At 58.3% G+C, this 15,274-nt stretch carries 14 protein-coding genes and 1 pseudogene; 6 read left to right on the plus strand and 9 right to left on the minus strand.

The genetic code is table 11. The features are described 5' to 3' along the window. Positions 1-990 (plus strand): annotated as a pseudogene (locus tag BG841_RS13380) (IS3 family transposase); the annotation flags it as partial. Here BG841_RS13380 and BG841_RS16915 read toward each other — a convergent pair. Continuing rightward, the gene (locus BG841_RS16915) at positions 983-1,363 is read right to left on the minus strand and encodes a hypothetical protein (RefSeq protein WP_141737101.1); all 381 of its coding nucleotides are present in this window, start codon (positions 1,361-1,363) and stop codon (positions 983-985) included. The pseudogene BG841_RS13380 and the gene BG841_RS16915 overlap by 8 nt on opposite strands. 73 nt (positions 1,364-1,436) lie before the next feature. Here BG841_RS16915 and BG841_RS17170 point away from each other — a divergent pair, with 73 nt between their 5' ends. Then, complete coding sequence (locus BG841_RS17170) at positions 1,437-1,799, plus strand: hypothetical protein (RefSeq protein ID WP_198929239.1); 363 nt, start codon at positions 1,437-1,439, stop codon at positions 1,797-1,799. Here the strand turns inward: BG841_RS17170 and BG841_RS13385 are convergent. From BG841_RS13385 to BG841_RS13410, 6 genes are all read right to left on the minus strand, one after another. Next, positions 1,740-1,964 (minus strand): addiction module protein, encoded by a 225-nt coding sequence (locus BG841_RS13385; protein WP_070058106.1) that lies wholly within the window; start codon positions 1,962-1,964, stop codon positions 1,740-1,742. The two genes, BG841_RS17170 and BG841_RS13385, sit on opposite strands and share 60 nt — an antisense overlap. 766 nt (positions 1,965-2,730) lie before the next feature. Continuing rightward, positions 2,731-3,414, minus strand: a complete 684-nt coding sequence (locus tag BG841_RS13390) for an NrdJb (RefSeq protein WP_070058107.1) — start codon at positions 3,412-3,414, stop codon at positions 2,731-2,733. A gap of 29 nt (positions 3,415-3,443) precedes the next feature. Then, a complete protein-coding gene (locus BG841_RS13395; RefSeq protein ID WP_070058108.1) occupies positions 3,444-5,582 on the minus strand; it encodes an adenosylcobalamin-dependent ribonucleoside-diphosphate reductase in 2,139 nt (712 codons plus the stop codon). Between the two features lie 520 nt (positions 5,583-6,102). Beyond that, a complete protein-coding gene (locus BG841_RS13400; protein WP_070058109.1) occupies positions 6,103-6,897 on the minus strand; it encodes an ABC transporter ATP-binding protein in 795 nt (264 codons plus the stop codon). A 13-nt stretch (positions 6,898-6,910) separates the two neighbouring features. Then, positions 6,911-7,813 carry an ABC transporter permease gene (locus BG841_RS13405; RefSeq protein ID WP_070058110.1) on the minus strand — a complete coding sequence of 301 codons (903 nt, stop codon included), beginning with the start codon at positions 7,811-7,813 and terminating at the stop codon, positions 6,911-6,913. A gap of 71 nt (positions 7,814-7,884) precedes the next feature. After that, positions 7,885-8,856, minus strand: a complete 972-nt coding sequence (locus BG841_RS13410) for an ABC transporter substrate-binding protein (RefSeq protein ID WP_070058111.1) — start codon at positions 8,854-8,856, stop codon at positions 7,885-7,887. A gap of 219 nt (positions 8,857-9,075) precedes the next feature. Between BG841_RS13410 and BG841_RS13415 the strand changes: the two genes are divergently transcribed. Further along, on the plus strand, positions 9,076-9,558 hold the full coding sequence (locus BG841_RS13415; protein WP_070058112.1) for a thioesterase domain-containing protein: 483 nt from the start codon (positions 9,076-9,078) through the stop codon (positions 9,556-9,558). Here the strand turns inward: BG841_RS13415 and BG841_RS13420 are convergent. Continuing rightward, positions 9,555-11,243 carry an ABC transporter permease gene (locus tag BG841_RS13420; protein WP_070058113.1) on the minus strand — a complete coding sequence of 563 codons (1,689 nt, stop codon included), beginning with the start codon at positions 11,241-11,243 and terminating at the stop codon, positions 9,555-9,557. The two genes, BG841_RS13415 and BG841_RS13420, sit on opposite strands and share 4 nt — an antisense overlap. Positions 11,244-11,384: 141 nt before the next feature. Continuing rightward, on the minus strand, positions 11,385-12,398 hold the full coding sequence (locus BG841_RS13425; protein WP_070058114.1) for a Fe(3+) ABC transporter substrate-binding protein: 1,014 nt from the start codon (positions 12,396-12,398) through the stop codon (positions 11,385-11,387). 201 nt (positions 12,399-12,599) lie between these two features. On the opposite strand from BG841_RS13425, the gene BG841_RS13430 reads away from it, so the two are divergent. From BG841_RS13430 to BG841_RS13440, 3 genes are all read left to right on the plus strand, one after another. After that, positions 12,600-12,872, plus strand: coding sequence for a PilZ domain-containing protein (locus tag BG841_RS13430; protein ID WP_070058115.1), 273 nt, complete (start codon positions 12,600-12,602; stop codon positions 12,870-12,872). A gap of 210 nt (positions 12,873-13,082) precedes the next feature. Beyond that, complete coding sequence (locus BG841_RS13435) at positions 13,083-14,387, plus strand: HD-GYP domain-containing protein (RefSeq protein ID WP_141737102.1); 1,305 nt, start codon at positions 13,083-13,085, stop codon at positions 14,385-14,387. Between the two features lie 144 nt (positions 14,388-14,531). Next, positions 14,532-15,274: ABC transporter ATP-binding protein (locus BG841_RS13440; protein ID WP_228141664.1), on the plus strand; the 743-nt coding region annotated here is incomplete at its 3' end.

A 15,274-nucleotide genomic window follows, 5' to 3' on the forward strand; every position in this document is an offset into this window, starting at 1 on the left:
GGGTAAGGCGTTAACCCCAGAGCAGCGCCGTATTCAGGAGCTGGAAGCCCGCTGCAAGCGCCTTGAACAGGAGAAAGACATACTAAAAAAGGCTACCGCTCTCTTGATGTCGGACGACATGAATCGTACGCGCTGATAGACCAGTTGAGTGAGCACGTGCCTGTTGAAATGGTCTGCAATGCGTTTGATATCAGCCGTTCCAGCTATTACGAGTACCGCCAACGGCGGAAGCACGTGGATGTTGAGCGTCTGGCCCTGAAGGCTCAGGTAAACCGTCTATTTACCAAGAGCCGTAGCTCTGCCGGCAGTAGAACGATCAAGGGCATGCTCAATGACGACGGCGTTGTCATTGGGCGCTTCAAGGTTCGACGATTGATGAGTGAGCTGGGGCTGATCTGTAAGCAGCCGGGTCCTCACGCCTACAAGCAAGCGACCGTTGAGCGACCTGATATCCCGAACCATCTGGCTCGTGAGTTTACGGTAGACCGCCCCAATCAGGCGTGGTGTGGTGACATCACCTACGTATGGAGCGGCCAGCGGTGGAGCTATCTGGCTGTCGTGCTGGATCTGTATGCCCGCCGCGTTGTTGGTTGGGCTATGTCATCCAACCCCGATGCCGATTTGGTGGTCAAAGCTCTGGACAACGCCTGGGAACAGCGTGGTCAACCAGAAAAGGTCATGTTCCACTCAGATCAGGGAAGTCAGTATGCCAGCCGTAAGTTCCGTCAGAGGCTCTGGCGCTATCGAATGACCCAAAGCATGAGCCGACGTGGCAACTGCTGGGACAACGCACCGATGGAGAGGCTGTTCCGGAGTCTGAAATCTGAATGGATACCGGCCTTAGGATATCGGAACCTGCCCGAGGCCAAAAAAGATGTGGGTGGCTATCTGATGGACTACTACAACCGGCAGCGACCTCACGCATTCAACGACGGCATTTCGCCCGTTGCGGCTGAGGAAAACCTTAAAATACTGTCCGGGATTAGTTGACCACTACACACTGTGCCATTTGAACAGTTATAGCATCGGCGTGGGTTTTAACTGTATTCCCAAGTGACTGAACTAAATTCTGGGGGTTGTTTGCTGTAGCGCTATCAAAGCTATCAATTTGTGCAAAATGGTTTGATGCGGTTTCAACTGCTTGGCCAATGGTATTTAGTTGGGCATCAGGTAATAAGTGATAGGGTAAATCTGCGAATATCCTAGCCAAGCCAAATGATCGCTCAAAATCTTCGCGGAATGGCTCGAAAGATAAAACACTCCCCCATTCTGATCGAGTGTAAATTCTTTCCGAATCATAGCCAATCAGGGTTTTTAGCTTTTGCCCTAAATCTATGACTGCCTGTCTTTCTGATTGACTCATAAGTTTTTCCTTAAATTTAACGCCCAGCTCACGCGCCGGTTTGGAGCCGCGAAGCGGCTGAAAATCGGTCGCTGTGCAGCCGATTGTTAAAGCCTATCAAGCCAGTACTGCGGACGTCGTCGGTCATGAGCGACAGCCAGAACTTGAAAGTCATCAGGCTTTTCTCGGTAAACGATGGATAGCGGAAATCGGTGAAGGGGCGCTCTACGAATATCTGGCGGCAACTCGACCTGCCAGCTTTTCGGTGACTCGCCAATCAAATTGGCCAGGGCCTCAAATTCCTCTATCAAGGCACCACCCAATCCCGGAACTCGTGATTCGTAATAACCAACTGATTCCAGGAACTCAGCTTCCGCTGCCGGGTGAAAAGAATAATTCATTTGATCAGAGCTCGAGCCTTTCTCAAAACATCCTCGCCGGACACTGCCTGTACTGAGCCGCTATCGAGCTCTTCAGCCCTGCGTCGGGCTTCAAGCAACCAATCGGACCTGAGTTCGTCTTTGGATGGAGACTCTAGGCTCAATACCAGCCGCTGGATCAATTGGGCCCGTTCCTCTTTGGGAAGGTGGAGCGCTTCGTCTTGAATTTTCTGGAGATTCATAAATAAAACCTCTCATTCTCGTGTCACTCAATTTTGGCACGGATTGATTGCCGGTGCCACGACTCGGTTTTTTTCCTTTAACGCCTGCATAAACGGCGGCTTTTACGCAGCGAAGCGGAGAAAAAGCCGTCCGGTGGAGGCCCATCGGGCCGGAACGAATTTGATGCACTGGTTAGCTGGGGGTTTTGATGAAGCCCAATCCCTGGTAACCAATATGACGGCCTGCTCCGCTGCCCTTGCACCAGCGTCCGCTGATGCTCCGTAATTGAAACCACCGACAGCGACGCGGTGAACGAACCTGAACTTCAGATTAGCAGATCCAATTCCGATTTTTCGTGGATGGCCCCACAAGGCCAGCACCAATTTTTAAACCGACACCTGCGATCGATTGAGCTGCCAACAATACGCCAAATTTTCGGGCCTTGGCATGGCACCGAACCATCCGGATTTGCTACCAATTTTCGGCCAAGGCCTATGGCACCAAACCACCCGAAAGGAACAAAGCCACACCAGCTAACAGCATATTAGACAGAACGCGTCATTATTGCCGTTTTACCGAACGCGGCATAACTCCGCACAAATTTCGATCAATGCTTCTCAATCTATCTCAAAATCAGTCGTTTGCAAGTCTTCCAGTAGGAACCGAGGTAATATCGCGACCGCGTCGTTATTACATCAGTGAACGGAGAGGTGACAGTTCGCTCAAAAAAAAGCCCGGAAGTTTCCCCCCGGGCTTTGCATCGCTTACCGCTGCACGTCTAATCCATCAGCCGCACTTACTGTCGCCGCAACTCAAGCAGGTGGCGCAGCCGTCCATTACAATCACCGCTTTGGTGCTGCACTTGGCGCACATGGTGGCGGTGGCCGGGTAGTCGCTGGCGTTGTCGTCGTTGACCGGGGCCTGGGTGGCCTCAAACTCGGCGCGCTTTTCCGCCAGGATGCGCTTGGTGACGTCGCTCAGTTCGTCGCACTCAATCAGGCCAATGGCCTTCAGGTGGCGCTCGATGACGGCGCCGATTTCGGCCACCAGCGAGGGCATGAACACGCCGCCTTTCTTGAAGTAGCCGCCGTTGGGGTCGTACACCGAGCGCAGCTCTTCCACCAGGAAGGTGACGTCGCCACCCTTGCGGAACACCGCCGACAGAACGCGGGTGAGGGCGATCACCCACTGAAAGTGTTCCATGGCCTTGGAGTTGATGAACACCTCGTAAGGCTGACGGCTTTCGTGGTCGGTGCCTTCGTTGAGCAGAATGTCATTGATGGTAATGTACATGGCGTGCTCGGCGATCGGCGGCTTGATCTTGTAGGTGGTCCCCAGCAGAAAATCGGGCCGTTCGATGGACTCGTTCATCTGCACCGGCTTGGCCACCGGGGCCGCCGGCTGTTCGCTTGCTGCGTCGGCTTGTTTCACCCGATACCCGACGATTTTGTTGGTAATCTTTACTGTCATGTCTTTTGTTCCTGTGTCGGTAAACCGGCTTAGTACTTGCCGTAAGTGCCTTCTTTTAATGCGTCAAACAGGTTGGCGGCGGTGTGGATTTCACCGTCGTACTCAATCTGTTCGTTGCCTTTGAATGTGACCTTGCTGCCATCGTCGAGGGTGAACTCGTACAGGGTGGCTTCCAGATCGGATTCTTTCACCAGTACGCCCTGGAAGGCTTCGGGGTTGAAGCGGAAGGTGGTGCACCCCTTCAGGCCGCTGTCGTACGCGTACATGTAGATGTCTTTGAAATCCTGATAGGGGAAATCCGTCGGCACGTTGGCAGTCTTGGAGATGGACGAATCCACCCACTTCTGCGCGGCCGCCTGAATGTCCACGTGCTGGGTCGGGGTGACATCGTCAGCGGTGGTGAAGTAGGACGGCAGACGGGTCTCTTCCTCCTGACAGAAGGGCATGGCTGCGGCGTTGACCAGGTGACGGTAAGCCAGCAGCTCGAACGAGAACACATCGACCTTCTCTTTGGTTTTCCGGCCTTCGCGGATGATGTTGCGCGAATAGTGGTGGGAAAAACTCGGCTCGATGCCGTTACTGGCGTTGTTGGCCAGCGACAGGCTGATGGTGCCCGTAGGCGCGATGGAGGTGTGGTGGGTAAAACGGCCCCCTTTCTCGGCCAGTTCGGCCACCAATTCCGGCTCTACTTCGGCAATGCGCTGCATGTAGCGGCTGTACTTGGCGTGCAGCACGCGGCCTTTGACCATGTCACCGGCCTTGTAGCCGTCGGCCTTCAGCTGCGGGTTCTTGTTCAGCAGTTTGGGGGTGATCTCAAACTCGTCGTTCATGATCGGGGCCGGGCCTTTCTCTTCGGCCAGGGCCAGTGACTGGCGCCAGCCTTCCACCGCCATTTCCCGGACCACGTCTTCGGTAAAGCTCACCGACGCCGCCGAGCCGTAGGGCATGCGCAGCATGGCCAGGGTGGACCCGAGGCCGAGGATGCCCATGCCGTGGCGGCGCTTGTAGGTAATCTCGTGGCGCTGTTCGGCGAGGGGCAGGCCGTTGATTTCGACCACGTTATCCAGCATGCGGGTGAAGATACCGACCACTTTGCGGTACTTCTCGTAGTTGAAGCTGGCTTTGTCAGTGAACGGGTGATCGACAAACATGGTCAGGTTCACCGAACCCAGCAGGCAGCTGCCGTACGGGGGCAGGGGCTGCTCGCCGCAAGGGTTGGTGGCGCGGATGTCTTCGCAGAACCAGTTGTTGTTCATCTGGTTGACCTTGTCGATCAGGATAAAGCCGGGCTCGGCGTAATCGTAGGTCGAGGTCATGATGGTGTCCCAGATGAACCGGGCTTTCAGGGTGCGGTAAATACGGCAGGCGGCCTGGCCGTCGGCGTTGAGCACGTAGTCGTCGTCTGCCGGGAAATCACGGTACACAAACTGGTTGGGGTCGGTCAGGTCCAGACCTTCTTCCTCGACTTCTTTCTGGGTGACCGGAAACGACAGGTGCCAGTCTTCGTCGTTTTTAACGGCTTCGATGAAGTCTTCGGTGATCAGCAGCGACAGGTTGAACTGGCGCAGGCGGCCGTCTTCGCGCTTGGCCTGAATGAAGTCAATGATGTCCGGGTGGTGCACGTCAAAGGTGGCCATCTGCGCACCGCGGCGGCCACCGGCGGACGACACGGTGAAGCACATGCGGTCAAAGATATCCATGAACGACAGCGGTCCGGAGGTGGTGGCGCCGGCACCGGCCACGTAGGCGCCGCGGGGGCGCAGGGTAGAGAACTCGTAACCGATGCCGCAACCGGCTTTCAGGGTCAGACCGGCTTCGTGGTTTTTCTCGAGGATGTCGTTCATCGAATCCTCGATGGTGCCCGACACGGTGCAGTTGATGGTCGAGGTGGCGGGCTTGTGGGCTTCGGCACCGGCGTTGGAGGTAATGCGGCCGGCGGGGATGGCACCGTTTTGCAGGGCCCACAAAAAGTTTTTCATGTGTTCGGCGCGCTTGCCTTTGGCTTCTACTTCCGCCAGGGCGGTGGCCACCCGCTTGTAGGTGGCTGCGATGTCCTTATCAACCGCTTCCCCGGTTTTGGTCTTGAGCTGGTACTTGCTCGCCCAGATGTCCAGTGATGCATCCTGCATGGGGATTGTGGTAACCATTGCCTGCGCCTTTGCGTTCATTGCCAACCTCTGTTTCTGAATGTTCTTTAAAAATTCGTGACCGCGCCCGGGCCGTCCGGCTGATGGCGCGGTATTCATAATGTGGTATTGCCTGACCTCTGCCCGAGAGCTGTTGGGTCAGTAGCTTGAATTACTACATCTAGTAATCGGGATGAAAGGAAGCGGTTGTCTGTCCCGGCCATTCAGCCGAGACCGCACCGTGCTGAGCCAGAAGGCTTCCTTGTAAAAAAATCAACCCGAGTGGTGCGTTAGAACGCTATATGTTGATGTGTTTGCAGAAAGTATAACAGCATATTGTGGATTGTGAAGAAGGTGGAGCCTATTGGAACCCGCAAACCCCAAGTGTAAATCAACCAAAAATCGCTTGCATTTTTAAAAGCCAATAGTGGGGCGCATTAGCAGGCGATAGTTTTTTCGATACTACATATTGTGTTGGGGGAATCAGGGAAAATACTACGGGAAACCCGACCGGGGTCACACATTCAGGGCGGGTGACTCCGGTCGCGCGGTTGCAATCCGGTCAGCTCAGCAGCAGGTTGTCGTCCGTGATTTCTATGCCCCGCTGTTGCTCGAACAGGCTCAGCAGGTCTTTCACGGTCAGCCCTTCGCGGTCTTTACCGGCGATGTCGAACACCACCTGGCCCTGGTGCAGCATGACCGTGCGGGTGCCCACTTCCAGAGCTTGCTTCATGCTGTGGGTGACCATCAGGGTGGTCAGCTTCTGTTCCGAGACGATTTTCTCGGTAAGTTCCAGCACAAAGGCCGCGGTTTTCGGATCCAGCGCGGCGGTGTGCTCGTCCAGCAGCAAAATGCTGGACGGGGTCAGACTGGCCATCAGCAGGCTCACCGCCTGGCGCTGGCCACCGGACAGCAGCCCCATCTTGTCGGTGAGCCGGTCTTCCAGACCCAGTTCGAGGGTAGCCAGACTGGCGCGGAACTGGTCCATGTGGCGGGCTTTGACCGCCGAACTCAGGCCGCGACGCTGACCGCGCTTGATGGCCAGGGCGAGGTTTTCTTCAATGCTCAGGCCTTCGCAGGTGCCGGCGAGGGGGTCCTGGAACACCCGGGCCACCCGGTGGGCGCGTTTGTAGGTGGGCAGTCGGGTCATGTCCTGGTCGTCAACAATGATTTTGCCGCTGTCGACCATGACTTCACCGGCCAGGGCGTTCAGAAAGGTCGACTTTCCGGCGCCGTTACTGCCTATGACGGTAACAAACTCGCCCTGGTTCACCGTCAGACTCATGTCACGCAGTGCCGGGTTTTCCAGCGGCGTGCCCTTGCCGAAGGTCAGTTTCAGGTTGCTTGCGCTAATCATGGCGGGGCACTCCTCAGGCGTTGTTGCGGGTCAGGCGGGCGCGCACCGAGTTGCGCACGCCGGGGAGAACGATGGCCAGGGTAACCAGCACCGCGGTGATCAGGTTCAGATCCTGCGCCTGAATGCCCATGAAGTTTGCGTTCAGGGCAAAGGCGATGGCCAGCCGGTAGATGATGGCCCCGACCACGCAGGCCAGCAGGGCTTTGAGCACCGAGGTGGGGGTGATCACGGCCTCACCGCCGATCAGCGACGCCAGTCCCACAACGATTACGCCCACCCCCATGGTGACGTCGGCCGCCCCCTGACTCTGGGCGAACAGGGCTCCGGCCAGACCCACCAGGCCGTTAGAGATGGCTACGCCGAGCACGATCATCGCGCCAGTGGCAATGCCCTGGGCGCGGGCCATGCGGGGGTTGGCACCGGTCGCGCGCATGGCCAGGCCGGTTTCCGATTTCATGAAGCGCCACAGCAACACCAGGGCGACGATGGTGATGAGGGAAAACAGCAACACCGGAATCTGGTAATAGGGCAGCGCCAGTTCTTCCCAGGGGGTGAGCACGGTCTCTTCCGACAACAGGGCGATGTTCGGTCGCCCCATGATGCGCAGGTTGACCGAGTAGAGCGCAATCATGGTCAGGATCGACGCCAGCAGGTTCAGAATCTTCAGCTTGACGTTCAGCAGGGCGGTGACCGCGCCTGCGACCATGCCGGCCATGATGGCGGCACTGGTGGCCAGCCACGGGTTGACCCCGTCGATGATCAGAATGGCGGCAACAGCGGCGCCCAGGGGGAAGCTGCCGTCAACGGTCAGGTCGGGAAAGTTGAGAACCCTGAAAGAGATGTAGATACCGAAAGCCACCAGACCATAGATCAGGCCGGTCTCTACGGCACCGTAGAGTGCAATTTCGCTGAGCATGAATAAATCGTCGCTGTTTTAATGGGCTAGCCAGGCCTGTTGCCGGGCCTGGCTATGCGGTTAGTGTGCTGTTAGTTGCCGACAACCTTCTGGGCGGCGTTGACCACGTCTTCTGGCACGGTCATGCCCATTCTTTCACCGGCTCCCGGGTTGACGAACAGGTCGAGTCTCTCGGTGATTTCAACCGGCATGGCGGCAGGCTTGGCACCTTCCAGAATGCGGGCAACCATGGCGCCTGCCTGACGGCCGTGGTCGTAATAGTTGAAACCAAGCGCGGCGACTGCGCCCCGGTCAACGGTGGCGGTATCGGCGGCAAAGACCGGGATTTTAGCGCGCTGGCCAACGGATACAACCGCTTCGGCGGCACTGATCACGGTATTGTCGGTGGTCAGATAGATGGCCTCGACGTTGCCCACGAGGGAGCGGGCAGCGCCCAGTACTTCAGAGGTTTTGGTGGCGGCGCCTTTGACCAGCACCATGTCACGGGCGTTCAGGCTGGCTTCCAGCAGCTCCACCAGCGCCGCGGCGTTGGCTTCGCCCGGGTTGTACACGGTGCCGATGCGACGGGCGTCCGGGACCAGTTGCTGGAGCAGATCGACGTGCTTTTCGATCGGCAGCATGTCGGTCACGCCGGTGATGTTGGCGCCGGGCTCTTCAAGGCTGGCCACCAGTTTGGCGCCGACCGGGTCGGTGACGGCGGCGAACACAACCGGCAGGTCACGCACGGCGGCGGCCATGGTCTGTGCCGAAGGAGTGGCAATGGCAACAATCACGTCCGGGCTTTCGCCGCTGTATTTGCGGGCGATCTGCGCGGCAATGGCAGAGTTGCCCTGGGCGCTTTCGTGCATCAGCTTCAGGTTTTTACCAACCACATACCCACGTTCCTTGAGTTCGTCGACAACACCCTCATGCACCGAATCCAGGGCCGGGTGTTCTACTATCTGGGTGATGGCAACCACTTTGGGGTCGTCCGCCATTGATAGTCCCGACGCTGTAAGAAGCAGTGCGCCCATCGCAAGATTGCGCAGAGTTCGCTTGGCCATGTACCAGTCTCCAGAATATTCTAATAATTTTTGATTGGGGGTCTCCAGGTACGCGAGTTTATCACAGGGATAGTGCGTTGGTTGACCCCGAATCGTTAAAGATGGCCCTTGGGAGCTTTTTAATAAAGCCAAATTCCCCCTGACAGGTGGGAAAAGCGACATTAGTCGCATTGGCGCTGCATTTTCGGCCACTTAGTATTCAGAGCAACAGGAGGAATCATGGCTCAACTGGAACGCTTTCAACGACGTATACACGAGGTTATTCCCGTGGCCCGCCATATGGAGGTCAGGCTGGAAGACTACAATGGCCGCCAACTGCTGGTGAGTGCGCCCCTGGCGCCCAACCACAATCATCAGGGGACCGGGTTTGGTGGCAGTATCTATTCGGTGGCGGTGGTGGCCGCCTGGGGTCTGGCCGAACTGGTGCTGGAAGACTGGCAGTTAACGGGGCAGGTGGTGGTGCAGCAGGGTGCCATAGACTACAGCGAGCCGGTGACCGGGGACTTTTACGCCATTGGAGAATTGCCGGACGAGGCGGGGGTGGCGCGTTTTCGCAAGAGCCTGGCGCGCCATGGCAAGGGCCGGATCACCATCCGCACCCAGGTGTATTGCGGCCACCCCCGGTTGGCCACAGACGACCGGCCGGTGGCAACCCTCGAAGGGCGGTTTGTGGTGCAGGACGCAGGGCCTCTGGTGCGTTAAGCGAGGGTCCGGGAACTGCTGATGGAGCGGCTCATCAGGATGATCGGCAGTATGCCTGCCAGAACAATGACCAGCGCCGGCAGCGCGCTGTGTGCCAGATGCTCGTCCGAGGCAAACTGGTACACGTAGGTGGCCAGCGTCTCGAAATTGAACGGTCGCAGAATCAATGTGGCCGGCAACTCTTTCATGCTGTCCACGAACACCACCAGGGCGGCGGTCAGCAAGGTGCCCCGCAGCATGGGTAAATGCACCCGCACCAAGGTCTTGCCGGGGGTGTGCCCCAGGGACCGGGAAGCCATGTCCATGCTGGGGGTGATCTTTTGCAGGGCGCTTTCCACGCTGCCGGCGGACACCGCCAGAAAGCGCACCGTGTAGGCAAACACCAGCGCGAACGTTGAGCCACTCAACAGCAGGCCGGTACTGACCCCGAACGCACCGCGCATCAGGTCGTCCAGCCAGTTGTCAAAACCGGCGAGGGGAATGATGACCCCGACCGCCAGCACCGCCCCGGGCATGGCATACCCCAGGCTGGACAGGCGCATCAGCAGTTGCATGCCCCGGGTGTTGTGCAGACGGCGGCTGTAGGCGAGGGTGACACCGATCAGCAGGGTGGTCAGCGCCGCCGCGCCAGACAAGAACAGACTGTTCAGGGTGTTGCGGAAGAAGGTGGAGTTCCAGCTTTCATCGAAGTACTCAATAGCGTAATTCGCCAGCGTCAGCGCCGGCAACAGAAAGCCCAGGACAAAGGGCAGCAAGCACACCAGCAGGCACAGGGCCTGTTGTTTGCCCGACAGGACAAAACGCTGGATCGGCTGGCGGTTATCCCGCGCGGCGTACTGTTTCTGGCGGCGCCGGGAATAGCGTTCCAAAGTCACCAGAATGACCACAAAGGTCAGCATGGTGGCGGCAATCTGCGCGGCACCCCCGAGATTGCCCAGGTTCATCCAGGTGTCGAACAGACCGGCGGTCAGGGTCTGTACCGCAAAGAAGTCCACCGTGCCGAAGTCGTTCAGGGTTTCCATCAGCACCAATGACAGGCCCACCGCAATCGCCGGGCGGGCAATGGGCAGCACCACCCGTACAAAGGTACTGACGGCCGAATGGCCCAGGCTCCGGCTGACCGAGAACAGCGACGGCGACTGTTCCAGAAACGCCGCCCGGGCGAGCAGATATACGTAGGGGTAAAGCACCAGCCCGAGCATCAGGGTGGCGCCGCCCAGGCTGCGAATTTCCGGGAACCAGTAATCCTGCGCACTGGACCAGCCAAACACCCCGCGCAGGGTTTGTTGCACCGGACCGGCGTAATCCAGCAAGCTGGTGTACACGTAGGCGATCACGTAAGCGGGTACCGCAAAGGGGAGCAGCATCGCCAGTTCAAAAAAACGCCGCCCCGGGAACTGGCACATGGTGATCACCCAGGCACTGGAGAGGCCGAACAGCAGGGTAAGAGCCGCCACACCAACCATGAGCTTGCCGGTGGTGATCAGATAGCGGGGCAGGGTGGTGGCCATCAGATGAGGCCAGATGTTCTCGTCGGGGAAAAAGGCGAGAAACAGAACCGAGATCACCGGGAGCGCAACGATGGCCGTAATCAGCGCGGCCGACACCAGCCAGCGTCTGGAAGTACGCTTGGCGAGCAGTGGCTGATACGACGGGTGATCAGCGCTTTCGGCAAGCTGTTCCATGATGATCCCGTAAGTGTAAATGAGAAGCGGTCAATTATAAGGGGCAAGAGTTTAGATAGTAGGCGTCCTTACTGCAATGGTTTTAGGGAGTTGGTGGCGAAAACCCGGGCCGCGGAGGCCCGGCCCGGGTGTTTCAGCGGATCAGTTGTCGAAATCGACCCGGTCCACCATGCGTACCGCCTGCGCGGCGTGCGCGGCAATTTCGTGCAGGGGCAGGGTGTCGGCGTGCAGTTCACCCCAGCTGGCCACCACGCCCGAGGGTTCGACCTCCGGGTTCACCGGGTACTCGGTGTTGACCTCTGCGTAGATCACCTGGGCGTGCTCCTGGGACAGATACTCCAGCAGCTTGATGCCGTTTTCTTTATTGGGGGCGCTCTTGGTCAGTGCCACGCCACTGATGTTGATGTGCGTGCCGCGATCCTCGGCATTGGGGAACACTATGCGTACCTTTTCGGCGGCCGCGCGCTGGTTGTCATCCGCCAGCATCTTGCCGTAGTAATAGCTGTTACCGATGGCGATATCACAGACGCCTTCCGATATGGCCTTGATCTGGTCCCGGTCACCGCCTTGGGGCTTGCGCGCCAGGTTGTTCTTCAGACCGGTCAGCCACTGCTCAGCTTCGGCTTCCCCGTGGTGGGCGATCATGGAGGAAATCAGTGCAACGTTGTACGGGTGCTTGCCTGAGCGGGTGCAGATTCTGCCTTTCCACTTGGGGTCCGCCAGTTCTTCGTAAGTGGTAAGGTCGCCCTCTTCGAGACGGTCGATCGAGGTGTACAGCATCCGTCCGCGCACGGTAATGCCGAACCATTTGCCTTCCGGGTGGCGCAGATTTGCGGGGATGTTCTGTGTCAGCACGTCGTTGTCCACCGCGGCGGTCAGGTCACGGTCAACCAACTCGTCAATGCGCGAGATGTCGACGGTCATGACGACATCCGCCGGACTGTTCCGGCCCTCACGCTGCAAACGCTCGGCCAGGCCATTCTTGGCAAACACCACGTTGGTCTTGATGCCGGTTTCCTCGGTGAAGGCCTCAAGCACGGGTTCCAGGAGATACGCCTGACGGTAGGAGTAGATGTTGACTTCACCATCGGCGCTTGCGGCCACTGGTAATACGGAAAGCGCCAGGGCAGCGGTTGCAGCTAGTTTTAATCGCATAATCGGTGTCCTTTCGAGCAGCGGCGGGTCGAGGAGTGCCTGCGTGCGTTGGAGTTTGAGAGTGTGTAATTCTTAACGGTAACCATTCTCATTATTGTTCGCAGGCCTGTCAATACCCAACTCTGCTATTTGTCATAAAAACAATGCTAAGCTTGCGGCATACAACAACAAACCATTCCAGAGACCTTGTGTGAGAGCCGTATGACCACATCTAACCGGCGGGTGCATATCCGTACCCCGATGAGTGCAACCGTAAAAGTCAGCCATCCAGTACTGGGAGAGATCCAGTGCGCCACCCGGGATATTTCCGACGGCGGGATCTTCATTGCGGTGGATGACCAGGCCTATGGTCTGGCGTTGGGGGACAGCGTGCAGGTGCAGGTGCAGGGCCTGGCGATACCGGCACCCGTGCTGAGCATGCAGGTGGTGCGGGTCATGGAAGACGGGTTCGGACTGCAGTTTGAGAACAGCTGAGTTTTGGATGTTTTCGGGTGTGCGTTGCAAGTGTGTGCTATATACTTACCGTTACAAAAGGATACATTAATAAGCACAAGCAAACCTGACAGCTGGCGAAGGTGACCGAGCGTGCCGGTGGAGGCACAGACGACACCTGAGTGCAGCGTTCATCGGGACGGAGTTCCGGAATATGTTGGATCAAGGAAGGCGCTCGCCATGGAGTGAGCCGTGGATCTGAACCAGAAAAAAGTTGCCGTTCACGACCTGGAAATAGGCATGTTCGTCACCGATCTGGATCGGCCCTGGCACCAGACCCCCTTTCCCATACAGGGGTTTTTCATTCGCAGTCAGGAAGATATCCGGGCGCTTGCCTCCCACTGCCAGTGGGTTGCAGTGGGGGTCGACGAGATCCACGATATTCCCGAGTACGCCCGGCACATACCCCCCTTGTTTGTGCAACGATCGAGCCGTCAGCGGGGGGTAGAAGTGCTCGAATTGCCTCCGCTGAAGGTGAAAGATGCGGTGGCTTATCCCCCCGCCATCCCCCGCGAACACGAGATCGAAGCGTCCGCCACCTTGCTGGCAGACGCCGAAACCGCGCTGACGGCCGTTACGGCGCAGTTGTTCGCCGGTGAGCTCCCCGATTTCATCGCCCTCGAAGCCGTGGTGCAGCGCATGGTGGGCAGTGTGATCCGCACGCCGGATGCGTTGTTGTGGTTGAGCAGGACCCGGGAGCAGCAGAATCACACCTGCCGGCATGCGCTCAATACCGCTGTCTGGGCGCTGGTGTTTGGTCGTCATCTGGGTTTGCCGGAACCCCTGCTGAACCACCTGGCGATGGGGTGTGCGCTGGCCCACGTGGGCAAGGCCGGGCTGCCCACCAGCATTACCTGTAACGAGCAGGGGCTGGATGCCAACGAGTACGAACTGTTCCGCACCTACCCGGATCTCGGTGCCCGGCAACTCACCTTGGCGGGGGTGCCCAAGGTGGTTATCAGCATTGTTCAGCGCCATTGTGAACGCCACAACGGCACCGGGTTTCCGCAAGGGCTGCGAGGTGACAGGATTCCGTTGCTCGCCAAGATCGCTGGTCTGGTGAACGAATATGAGAAGCTGACTGGGCCCCGGGAAGGGTGGCAGCCCATGACGCCGGCGCAGGCTGTCAGCCAGCTTTTCAGCATGTGCAATATTGAGTTTCAGGAAGACCTGCTCGAAAAATATGTCCGCGCGATCGGTATTTACCCGATAGGGACCCAGGTGGAGCTGAGCAACGGACAACGGGGCGTGGTGGTGTCCAACTCCCCCGAGCGCCGGCTGTTTCCGACGGTACAGGTGATGACCGATCAACTCCGGCAGCCGTTAGCTGCGCCCACCATCCTGAACCTGGGCGGCAGCAACCTCCGCCGGCCGAAAGACGCTCGCCTGCAGATTGCCCGTTGCCTGCCGTTCGGCTCGGTGGACCTCAAACCTCCCAAGACCGAACCGGTCCGTCGCGCACCCCGCTGGCGGTGGTTCCGGCTTCCCGGCTGGTAAACACCCGGCCCCTGAACCGGTAAGCTGCGCTTTTAGTCCGCCGGCGCTCCCCCCACCTTGAAATTCTCGTTGCTGCCACCACTTACAGTAACGTTTATCATTTATTGACCGCACTCACGAGACTTCGTTTATCTGGACAGCTCAATGACCAACGCGCTTGAAATTACAGGCCTCACCAAAATCTACGACAGTGGCTTTGAGGCCCTGAAAGGCATCGACCTTAACGTCAGCAAAGGCGATTTTTTTGCATTGCTGGGGCCCAACGGTGCCGGTAAATCGACCACTTTGGGGGTGGTCTGCTCGCTGGTGACCAAAACCGCCGGCACGGTGAGCGTATTCGGGCACGATATTGAAACAGACAGTGCCGCCGCCAAGATGAATCTGGGGGTGGTGCCGCAGGAATTCAATTTCAATCAGTTCGAAAAAGTGATGGACATAGTGACCACCCAGGCAGGCTACTATGGCATTCCGCTGCGTCGCGCCAAGGCCTCAGCGGAAAAATACCTCCGCAAACTCGGTCTGTGGGACAAGCGGGATACGCCGGCGCGGTTGCTGTCCGGTGGCATGAAACGCCGCCTGATGATCGCCCGGGCGTTGGTGCACGAACCCAGCCTGCTCATTCTGGATGAGCCCACCGCGGGGGTGGATATTGAGCTGCGCCGGTCGATGTGGGGGTTCCTGGAAGAAATCAACCGTCAAGGGACCACCATCATTCTCACCACCCATTATCTGGAAGAGGCCGAAGCGCTGTGCCGCAATATTGCGATCATTGACCATGGCCGGATCGTCCGTCACACCAGCAAGCGCGAATTGCTGCGCCAGCTCAAACTCGAAACCTTCATCATGGACACCAGCACGCCGCTGGAGGCCGCCCCCCAGCTGGACGG

The organism is Marinobacter sp. X15-166B (genome assembly GCF_001752365.1).
Lineage (GTDB): Bacteria > Pseudomonadota > Gammaproteobacteria > Pseudomonadales > Oleiphilaceae > Marinobacter.

Coding starts and splice junctions, on each gene's coding strand:
- BG841_RS16915 (WP_141737101.1), bottom strand. CDS start 1,363: ATGAGTCAATCAGAAAGACAGGCAGTCATAGATTTAGGGCAAAAGCTA.
- BG841_RS13385 (WP_070058106.1), bottom strand. CDS start 1,964: ATGAATCTCCAGAAAATTCAAGACGAAGCGCTCCACCTTCCCAAAGAG.
- BG841_RS13390 (WP_070058107.1), bottom strand. CDS start 3,414: ATGACAGTAAAGATTACCAACAAAATCGTCGGGTATCGGGTGAAACAA.
- BG841_RS13395 (WP_070058108.1), bottom strand. CDS start 5,582: ATGAACGCAAAGGCGCAGGCAATGGTTACCACAATCCCCATGCAGGAT.
- BG841_RS13400 (WP_070058109.1), bottom strand. CDS start 6,897: ATGATTAGCGCAAGCAACCTGAAACTGACCTTCGGCAAGGGCACGCCG.
- BG841_RS13405 (WP_070058110.1), bottom strand. CDS start 7,813: ATGCTCAGCGAAATTGCACTCTACGGTGCCGTAGAGACCGGCCTGATC.
- BG841_RS13410 (WP_070058111.1), bottom strand. CDS start 8,856: ATGGCCAAGCGAACTCTGCGCAATCTTGCGATGGGCGCACTGCTTCTT.
- BG841_RS13415 (WP_070058112.1), top strand. CDS start 9,076: ATGGCTCAACTGGAACGCTTTCAACGACGTATACACGAGGTTATTCCC.
- BG841_RS13420 (WP_070058113.1), bottom strand. CDS start 11,243: ATGGAACAGCTTGCCGAAAGCGCTGATCACCCGTCGTATCAGCCACTG.
- BG841_RS13425 (WP_070058114.1), bottom strand. CDS start 12,398: ATGCGATTAAAACTAGCTGCAACCGCTGCCCTGGCGCTTTCCGTATTA.
- BG841_RS13430 (WP_070058115.1), top strand. CDS start 12,600: ATGACCACATCTAACCGGCGGGTGCATATCCGTACCCCGATGAGTGCA.